Annotated in this window: 24 protein-coding genes and 1 tRNA gene; 9 read left to right on the forward strand and 16 right to left on the reverse strand. The window is 70.6% G+C overall.

Annotated elements, in window-relative coordinates:
• Positions 1 to 34 precede the first annotated feature (34 nt).
• Positions 35 to 1,891, reverse strand: a complete 1,857-nt coding sequence (gene glmS, locus NJE57_RS07830) for a glutamine--fructose-6-phosphate transaminase (isomerizing) (RefSeq protein WP_319027822.1) — start codon at positions 1,889 to 1,891, stop codon at positions 35 to 37.
• A gap of 73 nt (positions 1,892 to 1,964) precedes the next feature.
• On the opposite strand from glmS, the gene NJE57_RS07835 reads away from it, so the two are divergent.
• The gene (locus NJE57_RS07835) at positions 1,965 to 2,837 is read left to right on the forward strand and encodes a dienelactone hydrolase family protein (RefSeq protein WP_319027823.1); all 873 of its coding nucleotides are present in this window, start codon (positions 1,965 to 1,967) and stop codon (positions 2,835 to 2,837) included.
• Between the two features lie 16 nt (positions 2,838 to 2,853).
• Here the strand turns inward: NJE57_RS07835 and glmM are convergent, their stop codons facing one another.
• From glmM to rplM, 3 genes are all read right to left on the reverse strand, one after another.
• Positions 2,854 to 4,215, reverse strand: coding sequence for a phosphoglucosamine mutase (gene glmM / locus NJE57_RS07840; RefSeq protein WP_319027824.1), 1,362 nt, complete (start codon positions 4,213 to 4,215; stop codon positions 2,854 to 2,856).
• A 157-nt stretch (positions 4,216 to 4,372) separates the two neighbouring features.
• A complete protein-coding gene (gene rpsI, locus NJE57_RS07845) occupies positions 4,373 to 4,915 on the reverse strand; it encodes a 30S ribosomal protein S9 (RefSeq protein ID WP_319027825.1) in 543 nt (180 codons plus the stop codon).
• Entirely contained in the window at positions 4,912 to 5,355 is a 444-nt protein-coding gene (gene rplM / locus NJE57_RS07850) for a 50S ribosomal protein L13 (RefSeq protein WP_319027826.1), read from the reverse strand. The genes rpsI and rplM overlap by 4 nt, the downstream gene beginning before the upstream one ends.
• Positions 5,356 to 5,570: 215 nt before the next feature.
• On the opposite strand from rplM, the gene NJE57_RS07855 reads away from it, so the two are divergent.
• Positions 5,571 to 5,646, forward strand: a tRNA-Arg gene (locus NJE57_RS07855).
• 157 nt (positions 5,647 to 5,803) lie between these two features.
• Here NJE57_RS07855 and NJE57_RS07860 read toward each other — a convergent pair.
• The 6 genes from NJE57_RS07860 to NJE57_RS07885 form a co-directional block, all read right to left on the reverse strand.
• The gene (locus NJE57_RS07860; RefSeq protein ID WP_319027827.1) at positions 5,804 to 5,974 is read right to left on the reverse strand and encodes a hypothetical protein; all 171 of its coding nucleotides are present in this window, start codon (positions 5,972 to 5,974) and stop codon (positions 5,804 to 5,806) included.
• An 83-nt stretch (positions 5,975 to 6,057) separates the two neighbouring features.
• On the reverse strand, positions 6,058 to 6,597 hold the full coding sequence (locus tag NJE57_RS07865) for a hypothetical protein (protein ID WP_319027828.1): 540 nt from the start codon (positions 6,595 to 6,597) through the stop codon (positions 6,058 to 6,060).
• 146 nt (positions 6,598 to 6,743) lie between these two features.
• Positions 6,744 to 8,366 (reverse strand): cation acetate symporter, encoded by a 1,623-nt coding sequence (locus tag NJE57_RS07870; protein ID WP_319027829.1) that lies wholly within the window; start codon positions 8,364 to 8,366, stop codon positions 6,744 to 6,746.
• On the reverse strand, positions 8,366 to 8,656 hold the full coding sequence (locus tag NJE57_RS07875) for a DUF485 domain-containing protein (protein WP_319027892.1): 291 nt from the start codon (positions 8,654 to 8,656) through the stop codon (positions 8,366 to 8,368). The genes NJE57_RS07870 and NJE57_RS07875 overlap by 1 nt, the downstream gene beginning before the upstream one ends.
• Before the next feature lie 280 nt (positions 8,657 to 8,936).
• Positions 8,937 to 10,574, reverse strand: a complete 1,638-nt coding sequence (locus NJE57_RS07880) for a substrate-binding domain-containing protein (RefSeq protein ID WP_319027830.1) — start codon at positions 10,572 to 10,574, stop codon at positions 8,937 to 8,939.
• 110 nt (positions 10,575 to 10,684) lie between these two features.
• Positions 10,685 to 11,431: an enoyl-CoA hydratase gene (locus NJE57_RS07885; protein ID WP_319027831.1), complete on the reverse strand. Its 747-nt coding sequence runs from the start codon at positions 11,429 to 11,431 to the stop codon at positions 10,685 to 10,687.
• 95 nt (positions 11,432 to 11,526) lie between these two features.
• Here NJE57_RS07885 and NJE57_RS07890 point away from each other — a divergent pair, with 95 nt between their 5' ends.
• Both NJE57_RS07890 and NJE57_RS07895 read left to right on the forward strand, forming a co-directional pair.
• Complete coding sequence (locus tag NJE57_RS07890) at positions 11,527 to 13,053, forward strand: carboxyl transferase domain-containing protein (RefSeq protein ID WP_319027832.1); 1,527 nt, start codon at positions 11,527 to 11,529, stop codon at positions 13,051 to 13,053.
• Positions 13,054 to 13,116: 63 nt separating this feature from the next.
• A complete protein-coding gene (locus NJE57_RS07895; RefSeq protein WP_319027833.1) occupies positions 13,117 to 15,036 on the forward strand; it encodes a propionyl-CoA synthetase in 1,920 nt (639 codons plus the stop codon).
• A 150-nt stretch (positions 15,037 to 15,186) separates the two neighbouring features.
• On the opposite strand, the gene NJE57_RS07900 is transcribed toward NJE57_RS07895, so the two are convergent.
• From NJE57_RS07900 to pdxH, 3 genes are all read right to left on the reverse strand, one after another.
• Positions 15,187 to 15,543, reverse strand: a complete 357-nt coding sequence (locus NJE57_RS07900; protein WP_319027834.1) for an FKBP-type peptidyl-prolyl cis-trans isomerase — start codon at positions 15,541 to 15,543, stop codon at positions 15,187 to 15,189.
• Positions 15,544 to 15,559: 16 nt separating this feature from the next.
• Positions 15,560 to 16,849 (reverse strand): citrate synthase, encoded by a 1,290-nt coding sequence (locus tag NJE57_RS07905; protein ID WP_319027835.1) that lies wholly within the window; start codon positions 16,847 to 16,849, stop codon positions 15,560 to 15,562.
• A 163-nt stretch (positions 16,850 to 17,012) separates the two neighbouring features.
• On the reverse strand, positions 17,013 to 17,678 hold the full coding sequence (gene pdxH / locus NJE57_RS07910; RefSeq protein ID WP_319027836.1) for a pyridoxamine 5'-phosphate oxidase: 666 nt from the start codon (positions 17,676 to 17,678) through the stop codon (positions 17,013 to 17,015).
• An 88-nt stretch (positions 17,679 to 17,766) separates the two neighbouring features.
• Between pdxH and serC the strand changes: the two genes are divergently transcribed.
• The 4 genes from serC to NJE57_RS07930 all read left to right on the forward strand — a co-directional run bounded on the left by serC (position 17,767) and on the right by NJE57_RS07930 (position 21,233).
• The gene (serC, locus tag NJE57_RS07915; RefSeq protein WP_319027893.1) at positions 17,767 to 18,891 is read left to right on the forward strand and encodes a phosphoserine transaminase; all 1,125 of its coding nucleotides are present in this window, start codon (positions 17,767 to 17,769) and stop codon (positions 18,889 to 18,891) included.
• 172 nt (positions 18,892 to 19,063) lie between these two features.
• Entirely contained in the window at positions 19,064 to 19,933 is an 870-nt protein-coding gene (sepH, locus tag NJE57_RS07920) for a septation protein SepH (RefSeq protein ID WP_319027837.1), read from the forward strand.
• Between the two features lie 9 nt (positions 19,934 to 19,942).
• Complete coding sequence (locus NJE57_RS07925) at positions 19,943 to 20,845, forward strand: DUF6928 family protein (RefSeq protein ID WP_319027838.1); 903 nt, start codon at positions 19,943 to 19,945, stop codon at positions 20,843 to 20,845.
• Positions 20,846 to 20,903: 58 nt separating this feature from the next.
• Positions 20,904 to 21,233, forward strand: coding sequence for a YnfA family protein (locus NJE57_RS07930; RefSeq protein ID WP_319027839.1), 330 nt, complete (start codon positions 20,904 to 20,906; stop codon positions 21,231 to 21,233).
• 57 nt (positions 21,234 to 21,290) lie between these two features.
• Here the strand turns inward: NJE57_RS07930 and NJE57_RS07935 are convergent, their stop codons facing one another.
• Together NJE57_RS07935 and NJE57_RS07940 are read right to left on the reverse strand one after the other, a co-directional pair.
• Complete coding sequence (locus tag NJE57_RS07935; protein WP_319027840.1) at positions 21,291 to 22,127, reverse strand: RNA methyltransferase; 837 nt, start codon at positions 22,125 to 22,127, stop codon at positions 21,291 to 21,293.
• 14 nt (positions 22,128 to 22,141) lie between these two features.
• A complete protein-coding gene (locus tag NJE57_RS07940) occupies positions 22,142 to 23,611 on the reverse strand; it encodes an NCS2 family permease (RefSeq protein ID WP_319027841.1) in 1,470 nt (489 codons plus the stop codon).
• A gap of 75 nt (positions 23,612 to 23,686) precedes the next feature.
• On the opposite strand from NJE57_RS07940, the gene NJE57_RS07945 reads away from it, so the two are divergent.
• Positions 23,687 to 23,956, forward strand: coding sequence for a DUF2530 domain-containing protein (locus tag NJE57_RS07945; protein ID WP_319027842.1), 270 nt, complete (start codon positions 23,687 to 23,689; stop codon positions 23,954 to 23,956).
• Between the two features lie 22 nt (positions 23,957 to 23,978).
• Here the strand turns inward: NJE57_RS07945 and NJE57_RS07950 are convergent, their stop codons facing one another.
• Positions 23,979 to 24,932, reverse strand: a complete 954-nt coding sequence (locus tag NJE57_RS07950; protein WP_319027843.1) for a DUF3027 domain-containing protein — start codon at positions 24,930 to 24,932, stop codon at positions 23,979 to 23,981.
• Positions 24,933 to 24,980: the final 48 nt, after the last annotated feature.

A 24,980-nucleotide genomic window follows, 5' to 3' on the forward strand; every position in this document is an offset into this window, starting at 1 on the left:
TCAGCCCCTGATCGGTGTCAGACCCGGGGCCGGGTCACTCCACCGTGACGGACTTGGCGAGGTTGCGGGGCTTGTCCACGTCGTACCCACGCGCGGCGGCGACCTCCGCGGCGAACGCCTGGTACGGGATCGTCGCCAACAGCGGCTGCAGCAGCGTGGTCGAGGCCGGGATGGGGATGAAGTGGTCCGCCAGCGGCCGCACCACCTCGTCGCCCTCCTCGGCGATCACGATGGTCAGCGCTCCCCGGGCCCTGATCTCCTGGATGTTGCTCACCAGCTTGGAGTGCAGGACCCCGCGTCCCTCGACCGGCGGCATCACGATGAAGACCGGCAGACCGTCCTCGATGAGCGCGATCGGCCCGTGCTTGAGCTCGCCCGCCGGGAAGCCCTCGGCGTGCATGTACGCCAGCTCCTTGAGCTTGAGAGCGCCCTCGAGAGCCGTCGGATAGCCGACGTGGCGGCCGAGGAACAGCACCGACTTCGAGTCGGCCAGCTCCCGCGCGATCTGACGGACCGGGTCGAGGGAGTCGACCACCTTCTGGATGTCCTCGGGCATCTTCTCGAGCTGACGGAACTCGGCGGCCACCTCATCGGGGAACTTGGTGCCGCGGGCCTGGGCGAGCGCCAGACCGACCAGATAGTTGGCGGTGATCTGCGCCAGGTACGCCTTGGTGGAGGCCACCCCGATCTCGGGGCCGGCGTGGGTGTACAGGACGGCGTCGGCCTCGCGCGGGATCTGCGAACCGTTCGTGTTGCAGACCGCCAGGACGCGGGCCTTCTGCGTCTTGGCGTGCCGCACCGCCTCCAGGGTGTCGGCGGTCTCGCCGGACTGGGAGATGGCCACCACGAGGGTGGACCGGTCCAGGACAGGGTCGCGGTAGCGGAACTCCGAGGCGATCTCCACCTCGCAGGGCAGGCGGGTCCAGTGCTCGATCGCGTACTTGGCCACCATGCCGGAGTGGTAAGCGCTGCCGCAGGCCACGATGAACACCTTGTCGATGTCCCGAAGGTCCTGGTCGCTCATCCGCTGCTCGTCCAGCACGATGCGACCGTCCTGGAAGTGGCCGAGCAGCGTGTCGGCGACCGCCTGCGGCTGCTCCGCGATCTCCTTGAGCATGAAGTAGTCGTAGCCGCCCTTCTCCGCGGCGGCCAGATCCCAGTCGATGTGGAACGGGCGCCCCTCGGCGGGCTCGCCTGCGAGGTCGGTGATCTCGTAACCGTCGGCCCGCAGCACCACCACGTTGTCCTGGCCGAGCTCCACCGCCTCGCGGGTGTGCTCGATGAAGGCGGCGACATCCGAGCCGAGGAACATCTCGCCCTCTCCCACGCCCAGGACCAACGGGGTGGACCGGCGGGCCGCGACGAGGGTGTCCGGGTGGGCGGCGTGGCTGAACACGAGGGTGAACGCGCCCTCGAGGCGGTTCAACACGGCACGGCACGAGGCGACGAAGTCCCCCTCGTTCGGCCCGGCGGCCATCTCGCACGCGAGCAGGTGCGCGGCGACCTCGGAGTCGGTGTCGGACTCCAATTCGATTCCCGCGGCCTCCAGCTCGGTTCGCAGGGGCGCGAAGTTCTCGATGATCCCGTTGTGGACGATCGCGACGTCGCCCGACACGTGCGGGTGGGCGTTGCGATCGACCGGGCGCCCGTGGGTGGCCCACCGCGTGTGGCCGATACCGGTGGTCCCGGGGAAGCCGTCCCGCCCTGCGGAGTCGAGCGCAGCCTCGAGATTGGCGAGCTTGCCCTCCTTCTTCTCGACGCGGGACGAGCCCGCCCCGTCGAGAACGGCGACACCGGACGAGTCGTACCCGCGGTACTCCATCCGTCGCAGGGCCTCGACCACAACCGGGAGGGCAGCCTGATGCCCCACATAACCGACGATTCCGCACATGGCCGCTAAGTGTAGCCAGGCCGTCCCGACGCCCCGGCACCGTCGGTCCCCCGGAGGCGATACTGTGGCCCCCGTGGCCACCAAGACCAAGGATCTACTCAGCAAGGTGAATCGCCGGGGCCCCTACGGGGTCGACACCGGCGATCTCGGGTTCACCGGGACCCCCGGCGCGGTGTTCGTCCCACGTGACGCGCCGTCGCCCGCGCCCCTGGTGGGCTTCGCCCATGACTGGACCAAGGGGCCGCGCGACTACCTCGACACGTGCAAGCACCTCGCGTCCTGGGGCTTCGTCGTGGTGGTACCGGCGACCGACAGGTCCCCCCGACCGAACCACCAGCACTTCGCCGACCACCTGTCGGCCGCGATCGAGGACGTCCTGCAGGCCACGCTCGGCCGGGGGACCGTCCGCGCGGATCCGCGCCGGATCGGCCTCGCCGGTCACGGCCTCGGCGGCGGGGTCTGCGCCCTGCTCGCCTCCCAGCGCACCGATATCGACGCGGTGGCCATGATCTTCCCCACCGAGACCGTTCCCGACGCCGCCGACCGCGCGATCACCATCGACGCCCCGGCGCTGCTGCTGTCGGCGTCCGGTGGAGTGCACGCCGAGGACGCACGGGCGCTCCACCTGGGCTGGCGCGGCCCGATCGTGCACCGCCGACTGGAGAAGGCCATCGAGACAGGCCTGGTCGAGGCCGCGCCGCTGCTCAAGTACGTCGGCCTCGCGGACCCGGACCGCCGCACACAGCGCGCCGTGCGCCCGCTTCTCGCGGGGTATCTCCTGACCGCGCTCGCGGGTGATGACACCTACTCGGCGTTCGCCGATCCGGAGGAGAAGTTCAAGGACACCGTCACGGTGACCGACCAGGTGCTGGACGAGGAGGACGACGACCTCATGGCCGGCCGCCCGCCGCTACTGAAGCTCGTCAAGCGCTTCACCGGAAGCTGAGCAGGCCCCGGCCTCGTCAGACCGCGGCGACGAGCCCCGCGAGGCGGTCGGCCACCTGACGGGCGAAGTCCGCGTCCTCGGCCTCGACCATCACGCGGACCAGCTGCTCGGTCCCCGACGGGCGCAGGAGCACCCTGCCACCCGATCCGAGTCGCGCCTCCTCGGTGGCCACGGCGTCACCCAGGACCGACGACGCCACGACGGCGGCCTTGTCGTTCACCGGCACGTTGACGAGGACCTGGGGAAGCACCGTCATGACCCCGGCGAGCTCTGCCAGGGACTCACCCGTCTCCGCCATCCGCGCCATGATGCGCAGGCCGGTCAGGACGCCGTCGCCGGTGGTCGCATGTGCTGGCAGGACCAGGTGCCCGGACTGCTCACCGCCGAGGCTGTACCCGCCCTCGCGGAGGCGTTCCAGGACGTACCGGTCCCCCACCTTGGTCTCCGTCACCTCGATCCCCGCGGCCCGCATGGCCACCTTGAGACCCAGGTTGCTCATGATCGTCGCCACGAGGGTGTCCCCGGCGAGCTCCCCGGCGTCCCGCATCGCCAGCGCGAGTATCGCCATGATCTGGTCGCCGTCCACGACCTCGCCCGAGGCGTCGACGGCAAGGCAGCGGTCGGCGTCACCGTCGTGCGCCAGACCGAGGTCGGCGCCGTGTTCGCGCACGGCCGCGCGGACGTCGTCGAGGTGTGTCGATCCGCAACGGTCGTTGATGTTGTAGCCGTCGGGGTCGGCGTGGATCTCGATCACCGTCGCCCCCGCCTCGCGGTAGGCCCGTGGCGCCGCGACGCTGGCCGCGCCGTTCGCGCAGTCGACCACCACGACGAGACCGTCCAGCCGTCCCGGGGTCGCGGCGAGCAGATGCGCGACGTAGCCGTCCACCGCGTCCTCGGACGACGCACGTGAGATCCGGCCGACCGCCGCCCCGGTGGGTCCGGTGATGGCGCCGTCGGTCAGGGCGGCCTCGATCCGGTCCTCCACGTGGTCTCCGAGCTTGTGCCCGCCGGCGGCGAAGAACTTGATCCCGTTGTCGGGCATCGCGTTGTGGGAGGCCGAGATGACCGCACCGAGCTCGGCACCGTGCTGGGCCGTCAGGTGGGCGATGGCCGGGGTCGGCAGTTCCCCCACGCACAGCACGTCCACGCCCTGGCTGGCCAGGCCCGCCGAGAGGGCCGCCTCGAGCATCTCCCCCGACACCCGGGGGTCCCGGCCGATCACGGCCAGGGGGCGGGGCGAACCGGTCCGCGCGCCGGACCCGTCGGTCTCGGCGGCCAGGACGGCGGCCGCAGCCGCACCGAGACGGACCGCGAGGTCCACGGTGAGCGTGCGGTTCGCGAGCCCGCGCACCCCGTCGGTGCCGAACAGTCGGGTCATGGTGCGTGATCCTTCTGGGGTAGTGGGCCGCCGCCGCACCAGGGGTGGGCGTCGTGGACCGGGTAAGGGTACCCCCGGTCGGGAGGTCCCTCGGTAAACGAAGCAGAGCAGGCCCCCGCGACTGCGGGCGCCTGCTCTGGGGTACCGGTCGCGCCGATCAGCGCTTCGAGTACTGCGGCGCCTTACGGGCCTTCTTGAGGCCTGCCTTCTTGCGCTCGACGGCGCGGGCGTCCCGGGTGAGGTAACCGGCCTTCTTGAGAGCCGGGCGATCGTCCGGGGCGTACTCGATGAGCGCCCGGGCGATGGCCAGGCGCAGGGCGCCGGCCTGGCCGGACGGGCCGCCACCGTGCAGCAGGCTCACGATGTCGAACTGCTCCTCGCGCTCCACGAGGACCAGCGGCGACTTGACGAGCTGCTGGTGCACCTTGTTCGGGAAGTACTCCTCGAGGGTGCGGCCGTTGAGGGTGAACTGACCGGAACCCGGCACGAGGCGGACGCGGGCGACGGCCTCCTTGCGACGGCCGACGGCCTGGATCGGACCGGAGGAGACCACCGGCGCCAGCTGGGTCTCGGCGTCGGCGACGTAGTCGGTCCCACCGGCGTAGTCGGCCTCGCTGTAGTCCTCGGCGACCTCGGCGGCGAGATCCGCCACCGTGTCATCGGCGAGCTCGGCCTCGGGGGTGATGTTCTCGTCGGTCACTGGGCCACCTGCTTGATCTCGTAGGGCACGGGCTGCTGGGCGGCGTGCGGGTGATCGGGACCCGCGTACACCTTCAGCTTGGAGGCGACGGCACGGCCCAGCTTGTTGCTCGGGAGCATGCCCTTGACTGCCTTCTCGACGACGCGGTCCGGGCGGGAGTCCATGGCCTTGCCGAGGGACTGCGTCTTGAGCCCACCCGGGAAACCGGAGTGGCGGTGATGGAGGACGCGCTCGCGCTTGTTGGACGAGATCGCGACCTTGTCGGCGTTGATGATGATGACGAAGTCGCCGGTGTCGGCGTTCGGGGCGAACTGCGGCTTGTGCTTGCCACGGAGGATGTTGGCGACCTGTACGGCGAGTCGACCGAGAACCACATCAGTGGCGTCGATGACGTACCAGGCGCGCGTCACGTCCCCGGGCTTGGGGGTGTACGTGGACACAGGCGATACCTCTGTCTGTCTGTTGGGCTGCCGGCCAGTCGGACGCCCTCCCCCTCGCGCGGCGGCCGGTGGTGACCCGCGGAGGCGGTCCGCCGGTCCCCGACTACGAGGACGACACGGACGCCAACCGCCGAGACTACCGCCCGTGGGGTCGACACTCCAACTCGCCGATCACGGGCGACCGGCGTCCATCAGTTAGACTCTCTCCGGTTCCCGCCCTCGTAGCTCAGTGGATAGAGCACGGCTCTCCTAAAGCCGGTGTCGGAGGTTCGATTCCTCTCGGGGGCACCACGGGTGCGTCGGGCCCGTCTGCCGCACCTCCGGAGCGCGATCTCCGCCTCCGCGAAAAACCCCCACCCCCTCTCGCGCCCCTCCCCCGGCGTCCGCATACTCCACGCGCCCGACACCTTGAGCACGACGGCCACCTCCACCGGGAGCACGACGGCCACTACGACGAGTGCACGACCTGTTCGTGCGACAACTGCACCGACAGCTGTGCCGTGTGCACGTGCCCCGACTGCACCTGCGAGACCTGCAACCACAACGTGTGCTCGTGCAGCAACTGCGGGGAGCGCCACGAGTGTGCGAACTGCGTCTGCGACGACTGCAGCTGCTCCACCTGCAACCACGCCGCCTGACTCCCCCCCCGACACGTCTCGAGCCCGCTGACCACACGTCAGCGGGCTCGGGTCATCGCCGGGGTCAGCGTCGCAGGGTGGCGGCGAACGCCCCGGTCAGCGCGAGGATCGGCAGACCGATGAACAGGTGCACGATCGCCGCCGCGAGACCATCGAGGAACGGGACCGTGACCAACAGCGGCAGGGCCACCGCGGCGAGGATCAGCAGACCGACGGTCCAGGAGAAGAACTGCTGCGGGTTCGCCGTTCCCACCAGGAGCAGGTACCAGAGGATCCCGGCCAGGATCGCGGCCACCGCTCCGTACACGGCGTACATGGTGGGGGTGTTGCCCCCGTTCGCCCACTGGTGCCCGAATCGGTTGAACACCGCGTCGACCACCCAGGAGATCAGCCAACCGGCGATCGCGGCCACGAGCGCCGTGGCGGCGACGCTGCCCATGAACTTGCCCACGTCGAGCGCGGGACCGCGGGGCTCACGTCGCTCCGCGTACGCGGGTTCGTTGGCGTAGGGCTCGTCGTAGCCGGGGTCACCGCTCATCTGCGAGTAGGCGCGCGAGTCGTGCTGCCCCATCCGCCGCGTCTCATCGTCTTGTCCGGGATACATCGTGAACCGCCTTCGAATCGCGTGTGATGGTCACCGAGGGTAGTCGCTTTCCGTCGTGCCGACGTCACACCTCGACGACACCGGCCCGCCCGACCGTGACGAACGGTCGGGCGGGCCGGTGTGCAGCTCCTCCGGGGCGGCAGGAGTCAGTGGTTGATCGTCTTCTCCACACCGACGCCGGTGAGAGAGCGGACCTCCATCTCCACGCGCTTCTGCGGGAACTCGTCCTTCTTCCCCATGAAGGTGCCGATGATGCCGAGCAGGAACGCCAGCGGAATCGACACGATGCCGGGATTGGACAGGGGGAACAGGGAGAAGTCGACGCTGGTGATCATCGACTTCTCGCCGCCCGATACCGCCGGCGACAACGCGATCAGCACGAGCGTGCTGATCAGCCCGCCGTACATGGACATCAGCGCACCGGTGGTGTTGAACCGCTTCCAGAACAGCGAGTACAGAATCGTCGGCAGGTTCGCCGAGGCCGCGATCGCGAAGGCGAGGGCGACGAGGAACGCGATGTTCTGCCCCATCGCACCGATGCCCATGACGATGGAGGCGAGGCCGATCACGACCACGGTGATCCGTGAGACGCGCAGCTGGGCCTGTTCGGTGGCCTTACCGTGCTTGATCACGCCGTTGTAGATGTCGTGCGCGAACGATGCCGACGCGGTGATCGCCAGACCCGCGACCACCGCGAGGATCGTCGCGAAGGCCACCGCCGAGATGATGCCGAGGAAGATCTCGCCGCCCAGCGCGAAGGCCAGCAACGGAGCTGCCGAGTTCACGCCCCCGGGTGCCGCCTCGATGACGTCCGACCCGACCATCGCCGCGGCACCGAAGCCGAGGACGAGGGTGAACAGGTAGAAGGAGCCGATGAGCGCGATCGCCCAGGTGACCGAGCGGCGGGCCTCCTTGGCCGTGGGGACCGTGTAGAAGCGCATCAGCACGTGCGGCAGGCCGGCGGTGCCGAAGACCAGGGCGATCGACAAGGAGATGAAGTCGAGCTTGCTGGTCTCGGTGGCGCCGTACTGCAGCCCCGGCTGGAGGAGGTCCCTACCGGAGTTCGTGACCGCCTGCCCGAGGAGCTCCGAGAAGTTGCCCCGCACCGCGACCAGGACGAACAGACACATGATCAGCACGCCGCCGACGAGCAGGACGGCCTTGACCATCTGGACGTACGTGGTGCCCTTCATCCCGCCGACGAGGACGTAGACGATCATCAGGAGTCCGACGGCCGCGACGACGATCGCCTGACCGGTCGAGTCGTTGATGTTGAGCAGCAGGGCGACCAGTCCGCCCGCTCCCGCCATCTGGGCGATGAGGTAGAACAGGCAGACCGCCAGGGTCGCCAGCGCGGCGGCCATGCGGACGGGCCGCTGGTTGAGTCGGAAACTGAGCACATCGGCCATGGTGAACCGACCGGTGTTCCGCATCAGCTCTGCGACGAGCAACAATGCGACCAACCAGGCCACCAGGAAGCCGATGGAGTAGAGGAAGCCGTCATAGCCGTTGATGGCGATGGCGCCGGCGATGCCGAGGAACGAGGCCGCCGAGAGATAGTCGCCGGCGATCGCGAATCCGTTCTGCGGCCCCGTGAAGGTCGACCCACCGGTGTAGAAGTCCTTGGTGGATTTGGTCGACTTGGAGGCGCGCAACACGAGGGTCATGGTGATGACGATGAAGACGCCGAACACGACCATGTTGAGCAGCGTGCTTCCGACCTGCTCCCCCGGTGTGAGTTCGTTGATGTTGATCAGCCAGTCGTCCATCAGGCCACCTCACCTTCCAGCTCGTGGCGGATCGCTTCCGCGCGGGGGTCGATCACGCGGTTGGCGAACCGGATGTACAGGAACGTGATGAGGAACGTGGTGACGAACTGCGCCAGCCCGATGATCAGTCCCCAGGTGATGTTCCCGAAGACCTTGGTCCCCATGAAGTCGGTCGCGTAGACCGCCAGGAGGACGTACAGGAAGTACCAGATGAGGAAGGCGATCGTCATGGGGAAGACGAACGCCCGGAACTTGGTGCGCAAATCCTGGAATTCCGGGCTGGAGTGCATCGCCTCGAAGTCAGCCGCTTCCGGGCTGCGTCGTGACGATCCTCCCACCGGGGGATCAGCTGGTTGGGACACGGAGGTCCTCCGTTTCAGATCTTTCGAGACACACCTCGGTAGTGATGCGCCTCACAGACTAGGACGCCAGAAGTGTGACACGTGACACAGGGGTTTGCAGGTGCGACCATGCCATCCCGGGCTGAGGTGCAGAAAATGGTGGTCGCAGCACCCCCATCCGTGGGCTATCGCTACCTCATCCGGGGGGGATCGGTCGCTCGCCGGCCGGTTACGCGCTGCCCCGCTGTCCGACGGCGGCGGCGAACACCCGGACGATCTCCTCGGACGTACGCGCCACGTGACTGCTGCCCCCGGTCGTCCGTGAGACCTCGGCGAGCGTCTCCGGATCGGCATCGTCGAGCAGTCCGACGGTCACCACGACCACCGGCTCGGACGGGTCGACCATCTCCCGGAGCCTGAGGAGGAAATCTTCCCTGGTCAGGTCCGACACCGTGTCGTTGGCGCCGTCGGAGATCACGATGATGGAGTTGATCATGTCGGGGTCATAACCCGACCGGACCGCGGCGTAGGCGTCGAGCACGGTCCGGTACAGGTCCGTGCCACCGCCCACCAGGCCGGGGAGCGACCCGAGGGCGCCCGCGAGCGAGTCACGGTGGACCCCGTCGGCGGTCGGGGCGTCGAGGCGCTCGAGCGGGGCCACCTCGAGGTACGGACTCTCGCCCCCGCCCGCATCCCCACCGAACGCCCACAGGCCGAGCGCCGCGTCGTCGGGGAACTGCCCGAGGCCCGTCGTCGCGGTCTCGACGAGCGTCCGGATCCGGGTGACGCCGGTGTCCTCCATGGCGAAACCCATGGAGCCCGAGGTGTCCACCAGGACGAGGGACCGGCCGGGCATGGCGAGCAGGCGCCATTTCTGCAGCGTGGCATGCACCCTGTTCGGGTCGCGGACCACGAGCGCATCGACCTCGCCGACCCCTGCCCCTCCGGCCAGTGGTGACCGGTCCGCTGGGCGGAATCCGTCCTCGGCGAGACCGGCGACGAAATCGGACGAGCCGGTGGCGGCACGGAGTTCGGCGGCGGCGTCGGCCACCTCCTCCCTACGGGCGGGGTCCTGGGTGGTCACGGCGAGGGGATACGCGAGGAACACGGCACCGGTGCGCGGAGCCCCCAGGACCAGCTCCGACCCCGGGGAGTCACGGTCGGCCAGTACGGCCTGTTGTTCGGTCACGATCGCCGCCCCGCCCGCACCCCTCACCCGGTCGAGCAGCTCGCGCGCGGTGGGCGACGCGTCCTGGCGGCCCGCCTGCCCCTGTGCGAGCGCGGCCATGGCGGTGCCGAGCGCCTCCGAGGTCGAGCGCATGGTCTCGGTCTCCGAGGTCGCCGCGAGGATCGGCGCGTCCGCGATACCGGAGCGGACCGGGTCCCCCATCGCCAGTCGGGGCGTCGCGAGCACCGCCGTCCACGTGGACATGTCGAGCGCGCCCCCATCCGAGGCGATGATCACCGGGGTGGACGCGAGGGAGTTGAGGACGGTCTCGAAGGGGATCTGCACCTCCTGGGACACCTGCGCGAGCCGGACCGTCGAATCGGGTACCCAGATGTCTGGTGGCTCCTGCCGGGACGCGACCCGGGTCGCCATGTCCGCGGACGTGACCGCCGAGACCTCGTAGGAATAGCACCCCTCCGCCCCGTCCGCGAGGGTCTCCACGTGGGCGACGATGCCGGGCTCGGCGGCCACGGAGACCTCGGCCGCGTCGACGCAGAGCCCGCCCAGCCCAGCCCTGGACAACCCCGAGACGACGAGCCCTACGACGAGGACGGACGCGAGGAGCGCCAGCCCTGCCAGGACGACCCTGCGTGCCGACTGATTCCCACTCCGCGACGACGCACTGTGCCTGGCGGCCATCGGTGGCATTCCCCCTGCTGTCTCCGGTCCCCCCGGGGCGTGTACCGGGCGCCGCGTCGGGCGGATCCGGGCGCTGGAATGTTACCCGGCGGACCTCGCGGACGGGGCGGTCATCTCCCGCGGAACACTGGAGGTCGTCTCTGCTCGCGCGCCGCACGTGCCTCCGCCATGTCCTCGCTGTGCCAGGCCAGTTGTTGGAGCTCGGTGTGCTCGTCACGGGGTAGCAGCCGGGCGTCATCGTCGTTGATCACGGACTTGATGTGCCTCAGGCTCAGCGGGGCGAACCGCGAGATCTCGGCCGCGAGCTCCATCGCCGTGTCGAGTCCACCGATCTCGTTGGCCAGCCCTATCCGGGCCGCCTCCTCCGCCCCGACCGGGCGTGCGGTCATCAGGACCGACCGCGCGTGCCCCCCACCGACGACATTGGCCAGCCGCTTGATGGTCCAGTTGTCCAGGGCCAGGCCCACCTTGACGACCGGAACGGCGAACACCGCTCCGGGCGCCACCACACGCAGGTCCGCGGCCAGGGCCAGCTGGACCCCCGCGCCCACCGCGGGTCCGTTGACCGCCGCGATGACGGGCACCGGCACCGACTCGACCGCACGCAGCATGCCGGCGTGGGCGTCATAGAAGGTCGTGCTGTAGACGCCACCGGACAGATCGGCGCCCGCACAGAAGGCCGTACCGGCCCCGGTCACGACGATGGCGCGGACCGGGTCCTCGGCCTCGGCCGCCTCACCGGCGGACTCGATCGCCTCGCGCAGCGCCGTACAGACCTCGGTGTCGAGGGCGTTGCGGGTGGCGTGCCGGTCGATGGTGACGACGGCGACGGCACCGTCCCTGCGTGTGGCGATCATGGTGGCGGGGCCTCCTCGTACGTCGCGGGGGTACTGCTGACCACCCTGCGTCCGACGATACCCGCTGGTGAGCGTGCCCACCGTACGATGCGGACATGGCGCGAACCGGAGCTCTGCAGATCCTCGACATGGTCCTCGACGACAGCTCGTTCCGGTCCTGGGACGGAGCTCCGCTGCGGTCACCACAGGTCGACTCGGTCCCCGGCTACGAGGCCGCCCTCGAGCGTGCGACGCAGGCCTCCGGGGTGGACGAGTCGGTCATCACCGGAGAGGGGACCCTCCTGGGCAGGCGAGTTGTGTTCATCGCCTGCGAGTTCGACTTCCTGGCCGGATCGATCGGCATCGCGGCGGCCGAGAGGATCGTGTCGGCGATCGAACGCGCCACCGCGGAGCGTCTGCCGATCCTCGCCTCGCCGACCTCCGGTGGCACCCGGATGCAGGAGGGCACGATCGCCTTCCTCCAGATGGTCAAGATCTCCGCGGCGGTCGCCGGCCACAAGTCCGCGGGCCTGCCCTACCTGGTCTATCTGCGACACCCCACCACCGGTGGCGTGTTCGCCTCTTGGGGTTCGTTGGGCCACGTGTCTGTCGCCGAACCGCGGGCGCTCATCGGGTTCCTCGGCCCGCGCGTCTACGAGGCCCTGTACGAGGCCCCCTTCCCCGACGGTGTCCAGGTCTCGGAGAACCTCGCGCGCCGCGGGATGATCGACGGCGTGCTCCCACCGGAGGGGGTCCGGGACCTCACCGCACGGGCCCTGCGCGTGCTCTGTGAGGACCCGCCGTCCGCGGACGAGCCGGCGCCCCCGCCCGGACCCGTCCCCGACCCCGAGACCGATGACGCCGGCCCGCCGGACGCGTGGGACGCCATCACCCGCTCCCGCCGCCGCGACCGCCCCGGTGCGCGCGCATTCCTCGCCCGGGTCGCCCCGGACCGGGTACCGCTGTCCGGGACCGGTCAGGGCGAGGACAGCGGTTCGCTGCAACTCTGCCTGGCACGCTTTCGCGGCCAGTCGGCCGTGGTCCTGGCGCAGGACCGTGACGCCGAGACCGAGACCAGCCCGCTCGGTCCGTCCGCGCTGCGGTCGGCGCGGCGCGGCATGCGGATCGCCGCCGAGGTGGGGGTCCCGTTGGTCCTGCTCATCGACACCCGGGGGGCCGCGTTGTCCCGCGAGGCCGAGGAGGGGGGTCTGGCGGGCGAGATCGCACGCAGCCTGGCGGACCTGGCGACCCTGCCCACCCCGACGGTCTCGGTGATCCTCGGGCAGGGCACCGGAGGCGCCGCGCTGGCCATGCTCCCGGCCGACCGGGTGTTGTGCGCGCGCCACGGCTGGCTCGCCCCACTCCCACCCGAGGGGGCGAGCGCGATCCTGTACCACGAGACCTCGCGGGCACCCGAGGTCGCCCGATCGCAGGGAATCACCTCGGCCGACCTCCTCCGCGCGGGGATCGTGGACGTCGTCGTCCCCGAGCGGCCCGACGCCGCGGATGAGCCGGACGCCTTCTGCGACCGGCTGGCGGACGCCGTCGCCTCGGCCCTGGTCGAGGTCCGGAGGCGTCCCCCCGAGCGGAGGTACGCGGAGCGGATGTCCCGCTATCGGGACCTCGGCCTGAGACTAGAGTGAAACACGTCACAGGCCACCGGCGCTGATCGGGGGCTTCACTCCCGCACGAGAGGGGCTCACCCGATGTCGGACTCCACGACCTCGTCGACCTACGCCGAGGCCCACCGGCTCTCGATCACCGATCCCGACGCCTTCTGGCTGGAGGCGGCCGGGGCGATCGACTGGACCACGCCCCCCACCACGGCCGTCGACTCCTCGCGCCCGCCCTTCTACCGTTGGTTCCCCGACGGGGAGCTCAACACCTCCTACAACTGCCTCGACCGCCACGTCGAGGCGGGACGCGGGGGTCAGGCCGCGTTCATCTACGACTCGGCGGTCACCGGGGTCAAGGAGACCATCACCTATGCCCAGCTGCTCGACCAGGTCGAGGCCTTCGCCGGTGCGCTCGCGGCCGAGGGTGTGGGCCGCGGGGACCGGGTCGTCATCTACATGCCGATGGTGCCCCGCGCCGCGGTGGCCATGCTCGCGTGCGCCCGGCTCGGGGCGGTGCACTCCGTGGTCTTCGGCGGTTTCGCGGCCCCGGAGTTGGCCATCCGGATCGACGATGCCAGGCCGAAGGTGGTCGTCACCTCGCCCGGCGGCATCGAACCCACCCGGAAGGTCCCGTACTTCCCGATGGTCACCAAGGCACTCGACCTCACCCGACACGCCCCGGGCGCGGTGATCGTGGCGGGCCGCCCGGACCAGTTCCCGGACGCGACCTTCCCCGAGACCCCCGGAACCACGTGGACCGACTGGGACGCGGCGGTCGCAGACTCGGAGCCCGCCGCCCCGGTTCCCGTCGCGGCGACCGACCCGCTGTACATCCTCTACACCTCGGGCACCACGGGCCTGCCCAAGGGTGTGGTCCGCGACAACGGCGGCCACGCGGTCGCGCTGGCGTGGTCGATGTGGAACGTCTACGGGGTACGGCCGGGCGACGTCTGGTGGACCGCCTCGGACGTCGGCTGGGTGGTCGGCCACTCCTACATCGTCTACGCGCCACTGCTGGTGGGGGCGACGTCGATCATCTACGAGGGCAAACCCGTCGGCACCCCGGACGCCGGCGCCTTCTGGCGGGTCCTGTCCGAGCACAGGGCCACCGCCCTGTTCACCGCTCCCACCGCTGTCCGCGCCATCCGCAAGGAGGACCCGGAGGGCGTGGAGATCGGCAGATACGACCTGTCCGCCCTGCGCACCCTGTTCTGCGCGGGGGAGCGCCTGGACCCGGACACCTACCAGTGGGCGACGGACAAACTGGGCACCCCCGTCGTGGACAACTGGTGGCAGACCGAGACCGGCTGGCCCATCGCCTCAAATCTGCGCGGCCTCGAACCCATGCCCATCAAGGCCGGCTCCCCCACGGTCCCGGTGCCCGGGTATGACCTGCACGTCCTGGACGCCGAGGGCATCCCCCTGCCCGCGGGTCGGGAGGGGAACCTCGCCATCAAGCTGCCCATGGCGCCGGGGACCCTCACGGGATTGTGGGACGACGACGAGAGGTTCGTCTCCTCGTACATGTCCGTGTTCGAGGGGTACTACTCGACCGGGGACGGCGGGTACGTGGACTCCGACGGGTACGTCTACGTGATGGGCCGGACCGACGACGTCATCAACGTGGCCGGACACCGCCTGTCGACGGGTTCGATGGAGGCGGTGATCGCCACTCACCCCGCCGTGGCCGAGGCCGCGGTGATCGGGGTGAGGGACGAGCTCAAGGGCCAGCGCCCGGTCGGCTATGTGGTCCTCAAATCCGGGCAGGTCCGGGACCCGGAGGAATTGCGGGCCGAGCTGGTCGCGATGGTCCGCGAGGAGATCGGCGCGGTGGCCACGTTCCGGGACTGCACCGTGGTCCAGGGTCTGCCCAAGACCAGGTCGGGCAAGATCCTGCGCAAGACCATGAGGCAGATCGCCGATGGTCAGGAGGACGTCCGGGTCCCGTCGACGATCGAGGATCCCGGGGTGCTCGACGCCCTGACTCCCTTCCTGCGGCAGCAGGGGTAGAGCTCGAGCCTGCGGCAGCAGGGGTAGGGCTCGAGCCTGCGGCAGCAGGGGTAGGGCTCGAGCCTGTGGCAGCTGGACGGTTCCAGACGACGCACGCCCCGACCTCCCTGGTGGGTGGTCGGGGCGTGCGCGCGTCGTGCGACTAACTGGTCAGGCGTCGAGCAGGTCGATCACAAAGACGAGGGTCTTCCCGCCGAGCGGATGCAGGGCCGCGGAGGTGCCGTAGGCCTTGTCCGGCGGGATGACCAACTGGCGGCGACCGCCGACCTTCATGCCCGGGATCCCCTCCTGCCAGCCCTGGATGAGCCCGTTGAGCGGGAAGGTGATGGACTCGCCACGGTCCCACGAGGAGTCGAACTGCTCGCCGGTCTCGTAGTCGACGCCGACGTAGTGGACGGTGACGTTGCCACCGGCCACCGCCTCTGCGCCGTCCCCCACCGTGAGGTCCTCGGTGACGAGGTCCGTGGGCGCGGGGCCCGTCGGCCTGTCGATCTCGGGCTTGTCCATGGTCTCTCCTAGGTGGTCAACGCTGACCGATCGGCGTGAACGTCCGCTCGGCCGGGCCGGTGTAGACCTGGCGCGGGCGGTTGATCTTGGTGGACGGATCCTCGCGCATCTCGCGCCAGTGTGCGATCCAACCGGGCATCCGGCCGAGCGCGAACAGCACGGTGAACATCTCGGTCGGGAAGCCCATCGCGCGGTAGATGAGACCGGTGTAGAAGTCCACGTTGGGGTAGAGCTTGCGCTCGACGAAGTAGTCGTCGGCCAGTGCTGTCTCCTCGAGCTTGAGCGCGATCTCCAGGAGCGGATCGTTGCTCTGCGACAGCAGCGCGTGCGCGTGCTTCTTGGCGATCTGGGCGCGCGGGTCGTAGCTCTTGTAGACGCGGTGGCCGAAGCCCATGAGCTTGACGCCGTCGACCTTGTTCTTGACGCGGTCCATGTAGTCGGTCGCGTCGCCGCCCTCGGCGTCGATCCGCTCGAGCATCTCCAGCACAGCCTGATTCGCGCCGCCGTGCAGTGGCCCGTACAGCGCGTTGATGCCGCCGGTGATGGAGGCGTACAGCGGGGCCTCGGAGGAGCCGACCATGCGGACGGTCGAGGTGGAGCAGTTCTGCTCGTGATCGGCGTGGAGCACCAGCAACATGTCGAGTGCGTCGGCGACCTCGTCGGTGACCTCGTAGTCCGGCCCGAACGTCATCCGGAGGAAGTTGCGGACGTAACCGAGAGAGGGATCCGGGTCGACGGCGTCGTGGCCCGAGCGGATGCGCTCGATGGCACCGGCGAGCGTCGGGCCGCGGCCCAGCAGCCTGGCGGTCGCCAGGTCGACGGCCTTGGGGTCGTCGATGTCCAGGTCGTCGCCATGCGTACCGAACAGGCTCACGCCGGCGGAGAAGACCGGCATGGGGTGGGTGTCCCGCGGGAAGGCCTGCAGCAGCGGCATCATCTGGCCGGGCAACGTGGTCTCGCCGAGCACCTTGTCGGTGAACTCGGCGAGCTGCGCCTCGGTGGGGTCCTCACCGTAGATGAGCAGATAGGAGACCTCGAGGAACGAGGCGCCTGCCGCGAGTTGGTCGATCGGGTACCCGCGGTGACGCAGGATCCCCTCGCCACCGTCGATGTAGGTGATCGAGGAGGTGCACGCGGAGGTGTTGACGAACCCCACGTCGAGCGTGGTCATCCCCGTCTTGGCCAACAGCGGACCGAGCTGCACCGCATCGCTCCCGACGCTGGCGTCGACGACGTCTAGTTCGAGTTCACCGCCGGGGTAGGACAGTGTTGCCTTGCGGTCCGAACCGTTCGAGCCTGCGGTCACGCGATTCCCTCTCCGACGACTGGTCCCGGCGGCCAAGTCCCGCCACGAATGTGCTGTGCCACACCCTACCGTGAGGCCTGCCGTGGTTCCGAAGCGTGCTCCGGCCCACTCCCCCCGGGCCCGTATCCACGGGCGGACCACCACCGGGCGGTGACGACGCTCATCAGGGCTGCAGTCGCCGAACCGTCCACCCGTCCTCCCGGCGGAGGCACTCGACCCGGTCGTGGAAGCGGTCCCGGCCCCCCTGCCAGAACTCCACTCGGTCCGGGCGGAGCCTGTAGCCACCCCACCGGTCGGGCATCGGGACCTCGTCGACGTCCGCCAGCCTCTCCTGCGCCACCGCGTAGAGCGACTCCAACTCCTCGACCGTCGCCGCCGGCTGGGACTGTTCCGAGGCCCAGGCCGCCACCTGCGAGCCCCTGGGGCGCGTGCGCCAGTACGCGAGGCTGTCCGCCCGGTCCAGCGGATGGCAGGGGCCCTCCACGTGGACCTGCCGCTCCACCACCAACCAGGGAAAGGTGGCGGATGCGTAGCCGGACTCGGCCAGCTGGGTGCCCTTGCGCGAGCTCGTCGTCGTGAAGAAGGTCAGGCCCTGCTCGTCGGCACCCTTGCACAGCACCGTCCGGGTCGACGGCCGACGGTCGGTACCGACGGTGCCGAGCACCATCGCGTTGGGCTCACGCACCCCCCGACGCCCGGCCTCGTCGAGCCACGCCGCGAACAGCGGCAACCAGTCGCCCTGCAGATCGGCCACATCCAACCGGGGGTGCAGGCCGTAGCCGACCCGCATCGTGTCGAAGTCGGCCGGTTCGAGTACTGGATCCTCCATGTCCCAGACGCTACTCCGGGCCCGGGACGGCCCGGACTACGATGGAGACGATCCGACATCCCACGACAAGGAACGGCACCCCAAGAGCATGAGCGATCAGCTGCCCACCATCCCCGCCGACCTCAAGCCCGCCGACGGACGGTTCGGGTGCGGCCCGTCCAAGGTCCGTCCCGAGCAGATCGCGGCCGTGTCCGACGCCGCCACCACCGTGATGGGCACGAGCCACCGGCAGGCGCCGGTCAAGAACGTGGTCGGCCGGGTGCGCGAGGGCCTGTCGTCCCTGTTCTCCCTGCCCGAGGGATACGAAGTGGTGCTGGGCAACGGCGGGACCACGGCGTTCTGGGACGCCGCGGCGTTCGGCCTGGTCAGGGAGAAGTCCCTGCACCTGACCTACGGGGAGTTCTCGTCCAAGTTCGCCAAGGTCACCGGTGGCGCGCCGTTCCTGCAGGACCCCGTCGTCATCTCCGCCGAGCCCGGGTCGGCCCCGGAACCGACCTCGGACCCGTCCGTGGACCTGATCGGCTGGGCCCACAACGAGACCTCCACCGGGGTGATGGTCCCCGTGTCCCGCCCGGCGGGTTCGGAGAACGCCCTGGTCGCCATCGACGCCACGTCCGGCGCGGGCGGCCTCCCGGTCGACATGAACGACGCCGACGTCTACTACTTCGCGCCGCAGAAGTGCTTCGCCTCCGACGGCGGCATCTGGGTGTCCATCATGAGCCCGGCCGCCCTCGAGCGGGTCGCCGAGATCGCGGCCACCGATCGTTGGTGCCCGGACTTCCTGTCGCTGCCCACCGCGGTGGACAACTCGGCCAAGAACCAGACCTACAACACGCCGGCGGTGGCGACCCTGCTGATGTTCGCCGACCAGATCGAGTGGATGAACACCCAGGGCGGCCTGGACTGGTGCGTGGCCCGGACCAGGGACTCGTCGTCGCGGCTCTACGACTGGGCCGAGGCCAGCGAGTACGCCACGCCGTTCGTCACGGAGCCCGGGCACCGCTCGCAGGTGGTCGGCACGATCGACCTCGACGAGAAGATCGACGCGGCCACGGTGGCCAAGGCGCTGCGCGCGGGCGGCATCCTCGACACCGAGCCCTACCGCAAGCTCGGCCGCAACCAGTTGCGCGTGGGCATGTTCCCGGCCATCGACCCCGAGGACGTCACGCGGCTGACCCGCTGCATCGACCACGTGGTGGGCCAGCTCGCCTGACCCGACGTCCCCGCGTCGCCCACGGACGCACCCGCACGGTTTTTCCGCAGCCCACCCGGCCCGTCACCGCGCCGGGTGGGCTGCGCTGCCCTACCATGTGCAGCAGCGCCCAGGACCCGGGTGCGCGCCACATCGAGCCGCCCACGGGACCACGAGGAGTTCAGGAGGCGGCATGCGGAAGCTGAGGATCATCGGGGTGGATGCCGACTCGTCGGTGGTCGAGTGTGAGGCCCCGGACTCCGATGAGAAGTTCACCCTCCCCCTCGACGACCGGTTCCGCGCCGCCGCGCGAGGCGAGGCGGTGCCCTCGGTCGACGCCCGGCGCGTGCCCGTCACCGGCACACTGCGCCCGCGCGAGATCCAGGACCGTATCCGGCACGGCGCGGCACCCGAGGACGTCGCCGCCGACGCCGGGGTGCCGATGTCCCGGATCGAGGGGTTCGCCGTCCCGGTCCTGCTCGAACGTGCGAACGCCGCCGACCTGGCCCGCTCGTCGCATCCGGTGCTGCCGGACGGACCCGCGCTCGACACCCTCGCCGAACGGGTCGAGTCCGCTCTCGACCACCGCGGCATCGATCCCGACGTCGTCGCCTGGGACGCCTGGCGCGACCGGGCCGGCGGGTGGATCGTGCGTACCTCCTGGCCCGCCGGGTTGTCCGACGACGCCTCCGCCACCTGGTCCTTCGTCCCCGACTCCCACGGGGGCTCGGCCCGGGCGCTCGACGGCGAGGCCGAGCACATCCTCGACCCCTCCCGGGCCACCGCCCTGCGCACCGTCTCCTCCCCTCCCCCTCTCCCGCCGGGCCCCCCGCCGATCCGTGCGGTGCCCGCGCCCGGCGCCTCCCCGCGGCGGGAGCCCGCGGCCGATCCGGAGGAGCAGTCCCGGCCCGCCGCCGAGCACTCCCCCGGGTCGACGACGCCCGTCGACGACCACTTCCTGCAGCACCCGCCGGCCGAACCCGAGCGTCGCACCACCCGTCGGCACCCCACCATGCCGTCGTGGGAGGACGTCCTGCTCGGGGTCCGCGGTAAGGACGACTGAGTCACCGTCATGAGCCACCACGTCGCGACCTTCTGGTACCTGGGCACGGACGACCCCGCCGCGCCCATCAGGTCGGGCCACCCCTCGGACCCCGGGTTCGCCCGGCGACTGCTCTCCCGCCTCTTCCCGACCGTCACCGTCGCCTCGCTGGGGGCGTTCCCGCTCAACCGTTCGGCCTCGACCGGACCCGGGGAGGTCTACGTGGGGTCGTTTCCCGGGCTGACCGTCCTCCAGATCCAGCTCGAGGAGGCAGGGCCGCCGTCGGCGACCGAGGACAGGTGGTTGAGCCTCGTCGAGGCCCCCACCGTCCTGCTGTTCTCGCACGACCCCGACACCGGGGTGAGCGGGTTCGCGCGCTGGGAGTCGGGCCGGCTCGTCCGCTCGTTCGCCGGGGCCGATGACCGGATCGTCGAGGACGAGGGCATGCCCCTGCCGTTCGAACGGCCGTACTGGGCGGGTGAGTTCCCGCTGGAGGGGGCCGACCACACCCCGCTCGCGCTGCCCTTCTCGCCGTCGTCGCTACTCCACGCAGCACACCGCGCCTGGCTGGGTTTCGACCTCGACCCGGGCGGCCTCGACGTCCCCGTGCACGGGTTCGCCACCGACGGCCGCCGCGAGGTCCGCCAACGCGCCGCGCCGACCGGGGCCGCACTGCACGTCGTGGGTGCGCCCGGACGCGCCGAACTCCATGCCGCCAACCAGAGGGGCGGCCGCGGGGACGACGCCGCGGCCGGCGGGAACCCGTCCACCCCGTACGCCGACGACGACTACGAGCAGGCACCGTTCACCCGGGCGGTGGCCCGGGTGTCGAATCCGGCCGGCGGAGCCGCCCGCAGAGCCGCCGGGCTGCTCGGGGGCACCGTGCGCGGACTGGCGGCCGCGGTGTCCCGCACGCTCTCGAACCGGCGGTAGCCCAGGTGCCGGTCCCCCGGGTCGACGCGAGGCGAGCGGTGGCCGCCCGGTGGTCCCCATGATCGTCGCGAAATCGGTACTGCTCTTCGGCCTGGCGGCACTGTTGGAGATCGGCGGTGCGTGGCTGGTGTGGCAGGGCGTCCGCGAGCACCGCGGGTGGCTCTGGATGGGCCTGGGCGTGGCGGCCCTCGGCGCGTACGGGTTCGTCGCCACCCTCCAACCCGATGCCCACTTCGGCCGGATCCTGGCCGCCTACGGCGGGGTCTTCGTCGCCGGTTCGCTCCTCTGGGGGATGGCGGTGGACGGCTTCCGCCCGGACCGCTGGGACGTCACCGGGGCGCTGTTGTGCCTGGCCGGGGTCGGGATCATCATGTACACCCCGCGCTGACCGACCCGGGCGACCGTCCTCACGAGCCCGCGCGGGATGCCGGGTCAATGCTCGCGATCAGTGCTCCCGCGAGCGCTCGTAGAACGCCACCGCCGCGGCCGTCGCCACGTTGAGCGAGTCCGTCCCCGCCGCCATGGGGATCGAGGCCCTGACGTCACACGCCCGCATGGCGTGCTCGGTGAGTCCGGGCCCCTCCGCCCCCAGGACGAACGCCACCTTGTCGGCCGCGACCGCGCGCGCGAGGGGAATATCGGCCGAGGGGGTCAGTGCCACGCTCCGGAAGCCCCGCGCGCGCAGGTCGTCGAGGGAGTGCTGCCACGTGGTGGGGGTCCCCGGCAGGTGCGCGAACGGCAACCGCAGGACGTGTCCCATGGACACGCGCACGACCCGCCGGTAGAGCGGGTCCCCGGTCGAGGCGCCGAAGAGCACCCCGTCGACCCCCAGTGCAGCGCAGTTGCGGAAGATGGCCCCGAGGTTCTCCGGGTCGTTGACGCCCTCGAGCACCACGAGGGTGCGGGCGCCGTCCACCACGGAGCCGACCCCCAGTGGTGCCGGTCGTTCGGCCGCCGCCAGGATGTCGCGGCTGGACCGGAACCCGATCACCTCACTCAGCACGTCCTTGGTGGTGCGGAGGTAGACGGCGCCGGAGGCCCGCTCGTCGGCGTCCCACCCCTCCGCCGCGGCCTCGCGCCGCAGTTGCTGCAGGCGCGTGTCCGTGCCGAGCAGGACGTGTGGCCGGAACCGCGACACCAGCATGCGGCCCACCACGTAGGTGCCCTCCGCGATCACCAGACCCCGGCCACCGGGCAGATCGGGTCGGCGGTCGGAGTGGTTGAGGTCGCGGAGATCGTCCAACCGGGGATCGGCGGGATCGGAGACGTCGACGACGAGCACGGGGCGGGACCCGGTCAGTTCAGCGCGTCGGTGATGGGCCCGATGCCGAAGTAGACGACGAACGCGACCGCGACGATCCACAGGATCGGGTGCACGGTGCGCCCCCTGCCGGTGGCGGTGGCCATGACGACCCAGGCGATGAACCCGATGCCGATGCCGTTGGCGATGGAGTAGGTGAACGGCATCGCCACGATCGTGAGGAACGCCGGCAGCGCGACCGCGAAGTTGCTGAGGTCGATGGCCCTGATCTGGGCGATCATCAGCGCACCGACGATCACCAGGGCGGGCGCCGCGGCCTCCACCGGGACGACCTCGTACAGCGGCGTGAAGAACATCGCCAACAGGAACAGGCCACCGGTGACGATATTGGCCAGGCCGGTCCGGGCACCCTCCGCGATGCCGGAGGCCGACTCGAGGAACACCGTGTTCGACGACGACGAGGTCAGACCGCCGGCGACGGCACCGAACCCCTCGACCACCAGAGCGGCCTTCATGTTGGGCAGGTTGCCCTTGGCGTCCATGAGCTCGGCTTCCTTGCCGAGGCCGGTGAAGGTGCCCATGGCGTCGAAGAAGTTGGCGAGCAGCAGGGTGAAGACGAACAGTCCAGCGGCCAGCGGCCCGATGCGGATGAACGCGCCGATGAGGTCGACCTGTCCGATCAGGGACAGGTTGGGCAGTCCGCCGAGTGAGTCGGGGATGCCGGGCACCGCGAGACCCCACCCGGTCGGGTTGGGCTCACCGTCGACGAAGGAGGGCCCGGCGTTCGTGATCGCCTCGACGATGACCGAGAAGATCGCGGTGACCACGATGCCGATGAACAGACCGCCCCGGACCTGACGCGCCACGAGGACGCCACAGAGCAGGAGGCCGACCACGAAGACGAAGGTCGGCCACGAGGCGATCGATCCCTCGATGCCCAGTCCGACCGGGACCGTGGTGCCGGCGGCGTCGGGGATGCGCCGCACGAAGCCCGAGTCGACCACACCGACCATGGCGATGAACAGGCCGATACCGACGGCGATGGCCGCCTTGAGTTCCGCGGGCACCGCGTTGAACACGGCGGTGCGGAAACCGGTCACCGCCAGGATGACGATGATGACGCCCTCGATGACCACCAGACCCATCGCCTCGGCCCAGGTGACCTGCTGGGCGATGGTGACGGCGACCAGCGAGTTGATGCCGAGGCCGGTGGCGAAGGCGAACGGGTACCGGGCGATCGCACCGAACGCGACGGTCATCACGCCGGCGGTGAACGCCGTGACCGCGGCGATCTCGACGATCGACAGTTGGTTGCCCTCGACGTCGACACCCGAGCCGAGGATCAGCGGGTTGAGGATGATGATGTAGGCCATCGCGAAGAAGCTGACGAGCCCGCCGCGCACCTCGCGAGCGACCGTCGAGCCGCGCTCGCTGATCTTGAAGTACCGGTCGACCGCCCCGAGCCGGGCTGGGGGCTGCGACGGGGCCTCGGTGCTCTGCGACATCTGGAGACCTTCCTGGCGGTGGGTGAGGAACCGTCATAGAGTAACCGGCCCCCCGCCTGCGGTAGCGTCGCGGTCATGACGGACCAGTCGACCGACCCGCGGGTGCCGGGGATCCCGGCCTACCTGCTGGATCCGCGGCCCGTCGTCATCATCGGGACACTCGCGTGGACCATCGCCCTCCTGGCCGCGATGCTCGTGGACGAGGTCGACATGCGGACGGTCGTCCTGTGCGCGGTGGGCGTGGGCGTGGGCGCGCTCGGCACCCTCGTCTACGCCCTCCAGCGACGCGCGGTCCTCCGGGGCAGCGCGGGCGCACAGAGCGGTCTCGACTTCGACCAGGTCTGAGGGCCCGGCCCGGTTCCCGGGGTCAGGTCCGGTCGGCCCCGTCAGACCCGGCGCCACTGTCCGGCCGGCCGGTCTCTCCCGCGTCGTCCTGGTCCGCGTCGCCCTGCGCGGCGGTGTCCTGTCCCGCTGTGTCCTGTCCGATGTCGCCCCGCGCTCGTGCGGCGGAGGCCGCCAGTTGCTGGGGCAGGACCACCACGTCCACGGCGGCGTCGTCGTACGCCTCGGCCACCGGGGCCGCGGAGTCCGCACTCACCTGCACCTCGCTGTGGGCACCGCAGCCGTACTCGAGGTGGACCACCTGTCCGTCAGCCGAGTACTCGTTGGCACACACACCGAACATCGCCCCCAGCGCTCCGGCGACGGGGACCAGGAAACCGCACGTGCCGCAGTGGTGCTTGGCGCCCCGCGCGATCTCGGTGTCCGGCCCGCGCTCGGCGGCCCACCGGGCGGCGGCCGCCGATCGGCCCTCCCTGCTCAGGTGCCGGGGCCGACCGAGTCCCACGGGTCCCGCGACCTCGTCGACGTCGACGTCTCCGGTGAGGAACTGACCGGGGACCAGCCGCTCGTCGTCCTCCGCGGGCGGCAGGAGATCGCCCGCGCCGAGATCACCCGGGCGGATCCTCTTCTCCCACGGCACCCACTCGGGGGCCACCACGGAGTCGGGACCGGGCAGGAGCGAGATCTCGTCGACCGTCAACTCGCCTCCGGGGACCAGGGCGAGCACACAGGCCCAGTACCACCCGCGGTACCCGGCGAGGTCCGAGGCGAACCGGTGGGTGGTGGTGAAGGGCGCCTCGACGACGATCCCGAGGTGGCCTCCCACCCCGTCGGCGGCGAATTCCTCGACAGCCGCCCGTGCCACGTCGACGCCCGAGGCCAGACGGGCACGCAGTGCCTCGTCGAAGCCGGACGCCTGATCGGTGCTCACGGGGACCGCCTCCTGATCCGTGCCTACCTCGGTGTTCACCCGACCCATTATGCGCATGATGGCGTCGACGTCGCGGCCCGGCCCGTCGTACGGCAT

The organism is Dietzia sp. PP-33 (assembly GCF_033790845.1).
GTDB lineage: Bacteria > Actinomycetota > Actinomycetes > Mycobacteriales > Mycobacteriaceae > Dietzia.

What these genes read in the sequence shown, in the direction of transcription:
- sepH (WP_319027837.1), top strand. Translation starts at nt 19,064, where the DNA reads ATGCGGAAGCTGAGGATCATCGGGGTGGATGCCGACTCGTCGGTGGTC.
- NJE57_RS07950 (WP_319027843.1), bottom strand. Translation starts at nt 24,932, where the DNA reads ATGGGTCGGGTGAACACCGAGGTAGGCACGGATCAGGAGGCGGTCCCC.
- NJE57_RS07945 (WP_319027842.1), top strand. Translation starts at nt 23,687, where the DNA reads ATGACGGACCAGTCGACCGACCCGCGGGTGCCGGGGATCCCGGCCTAC.
- NJE57_RS07895 (WP_319027833.1), top strand. Translation starts at nt 13,117, where the DNA reads ATGTCGGACTCCACGACCTCGTCGACCTACGCCGAGGCCCACCGGCTC.
- glmS (WP_319027822.1), bottom strand. Translation starts at nt 1,891, where the DNA reads ATGTGCGGAATCGTCGGTTATGTGGGGCATCAGGCTGCCCTCCCGGTT.
- NJE57_RS07870 (WP_319027829.1), bottom strand. Translation starts at nt 8,366, where the DNA reads ATGGACGACTGGCTGATCAACATCAACGAACTCACACCGGGGGAGCAG.
- pdxH (WP_319027836.1), bottom strand. Translation starts at nt 17,678, where the DNA reads ATGGAGGATCCAGTACTCGAACCGGCCGACTTCGACACGATGCGGGTC.
- NJE57_RS07890 (WP_319027832.1), top strand. Translation starts at nt 11,527, where the DNA reads ATGGCGCGAACCGGAGCTCTGCAGATCCTCGACATGGTCCTCGACGAC.
- NJE57_RS07930 (WP_319027839.1), top strand. Translation starts at nt 20,904, where the DNA reads ATGATCGTCGCGAAATCGGTACTGCTCTTCGGCCTGGCGGCACTGTTG.
- NJE57_RS07900 (WP_319027834.1), bottom strand. Translation starts at nt 15,543, where the DNA reads ATGGACAAGCCCGAGATCGACAGGCCGACGGGCCCCGCGCCCACGGAC.
- serC (WP_319027893.1), top strand. Translation starts at nt 17,767, where the DNA reads ATGAGCGATCAGCTGCCCACCATCCCCGCCGACCTCAAGCCCGCCGAC.
- NJE57_RS07880 (WP_319027830.1), bottom strand. Translation starts at nt 10,574, where the DNA reads ATGGCCGCCAGGCACAGTGCGTCGTCGCGGAGTGGGAATCAGTCGGCA.
- NJE57_RS07875 (WP_319027892.1), bottom strand. Translation starts at nt 8,656, where the DNA reads ATGCACTCCAGCCCGGAATTCCAGGATTTGCGCACCAAGTTCCGGGCG.
- glmM (WP_319027824.1), bottom strand. Translation starts at nt 4,215, where the DNA reads ATGACCCGACTGTTCGGCACCGACGGGGTGCGCGGGCTCGCGAACCGC.
- NJE57_RS07940 (WP_319027841.1), bottom strand. Translation starts at nt 23,611, where the DNA reads ATGTCGCAGAGCACCGAGGCCCCGTCGCAGCCCCCAGCCCGGCTCGGG.
- NJE57_RS07885 (WP_319027831.1), bottom strand. Translation starts at nt 11,431, where the DNA reads ATGATCGCCACACGCAGGGACGGTGCCGTCGCCGTCGTCACCATCGAC.
- NJE57_RS07865 (WP_319027828.1), bottom strand. Translation starts at nt 6,597, where the DNA reads ATGTATCCCGGACAAGACGATGAGACGCGGCGGATGGGGCAGCACGAC.
- NJE57_RS07925 (WP_319027838.1), top strand. Translation starts at nt 19,943, where the DNA reads ATGAGCCACCACGTCGCGACCTTCTGGTACCTGGGCACGGACGACCCC.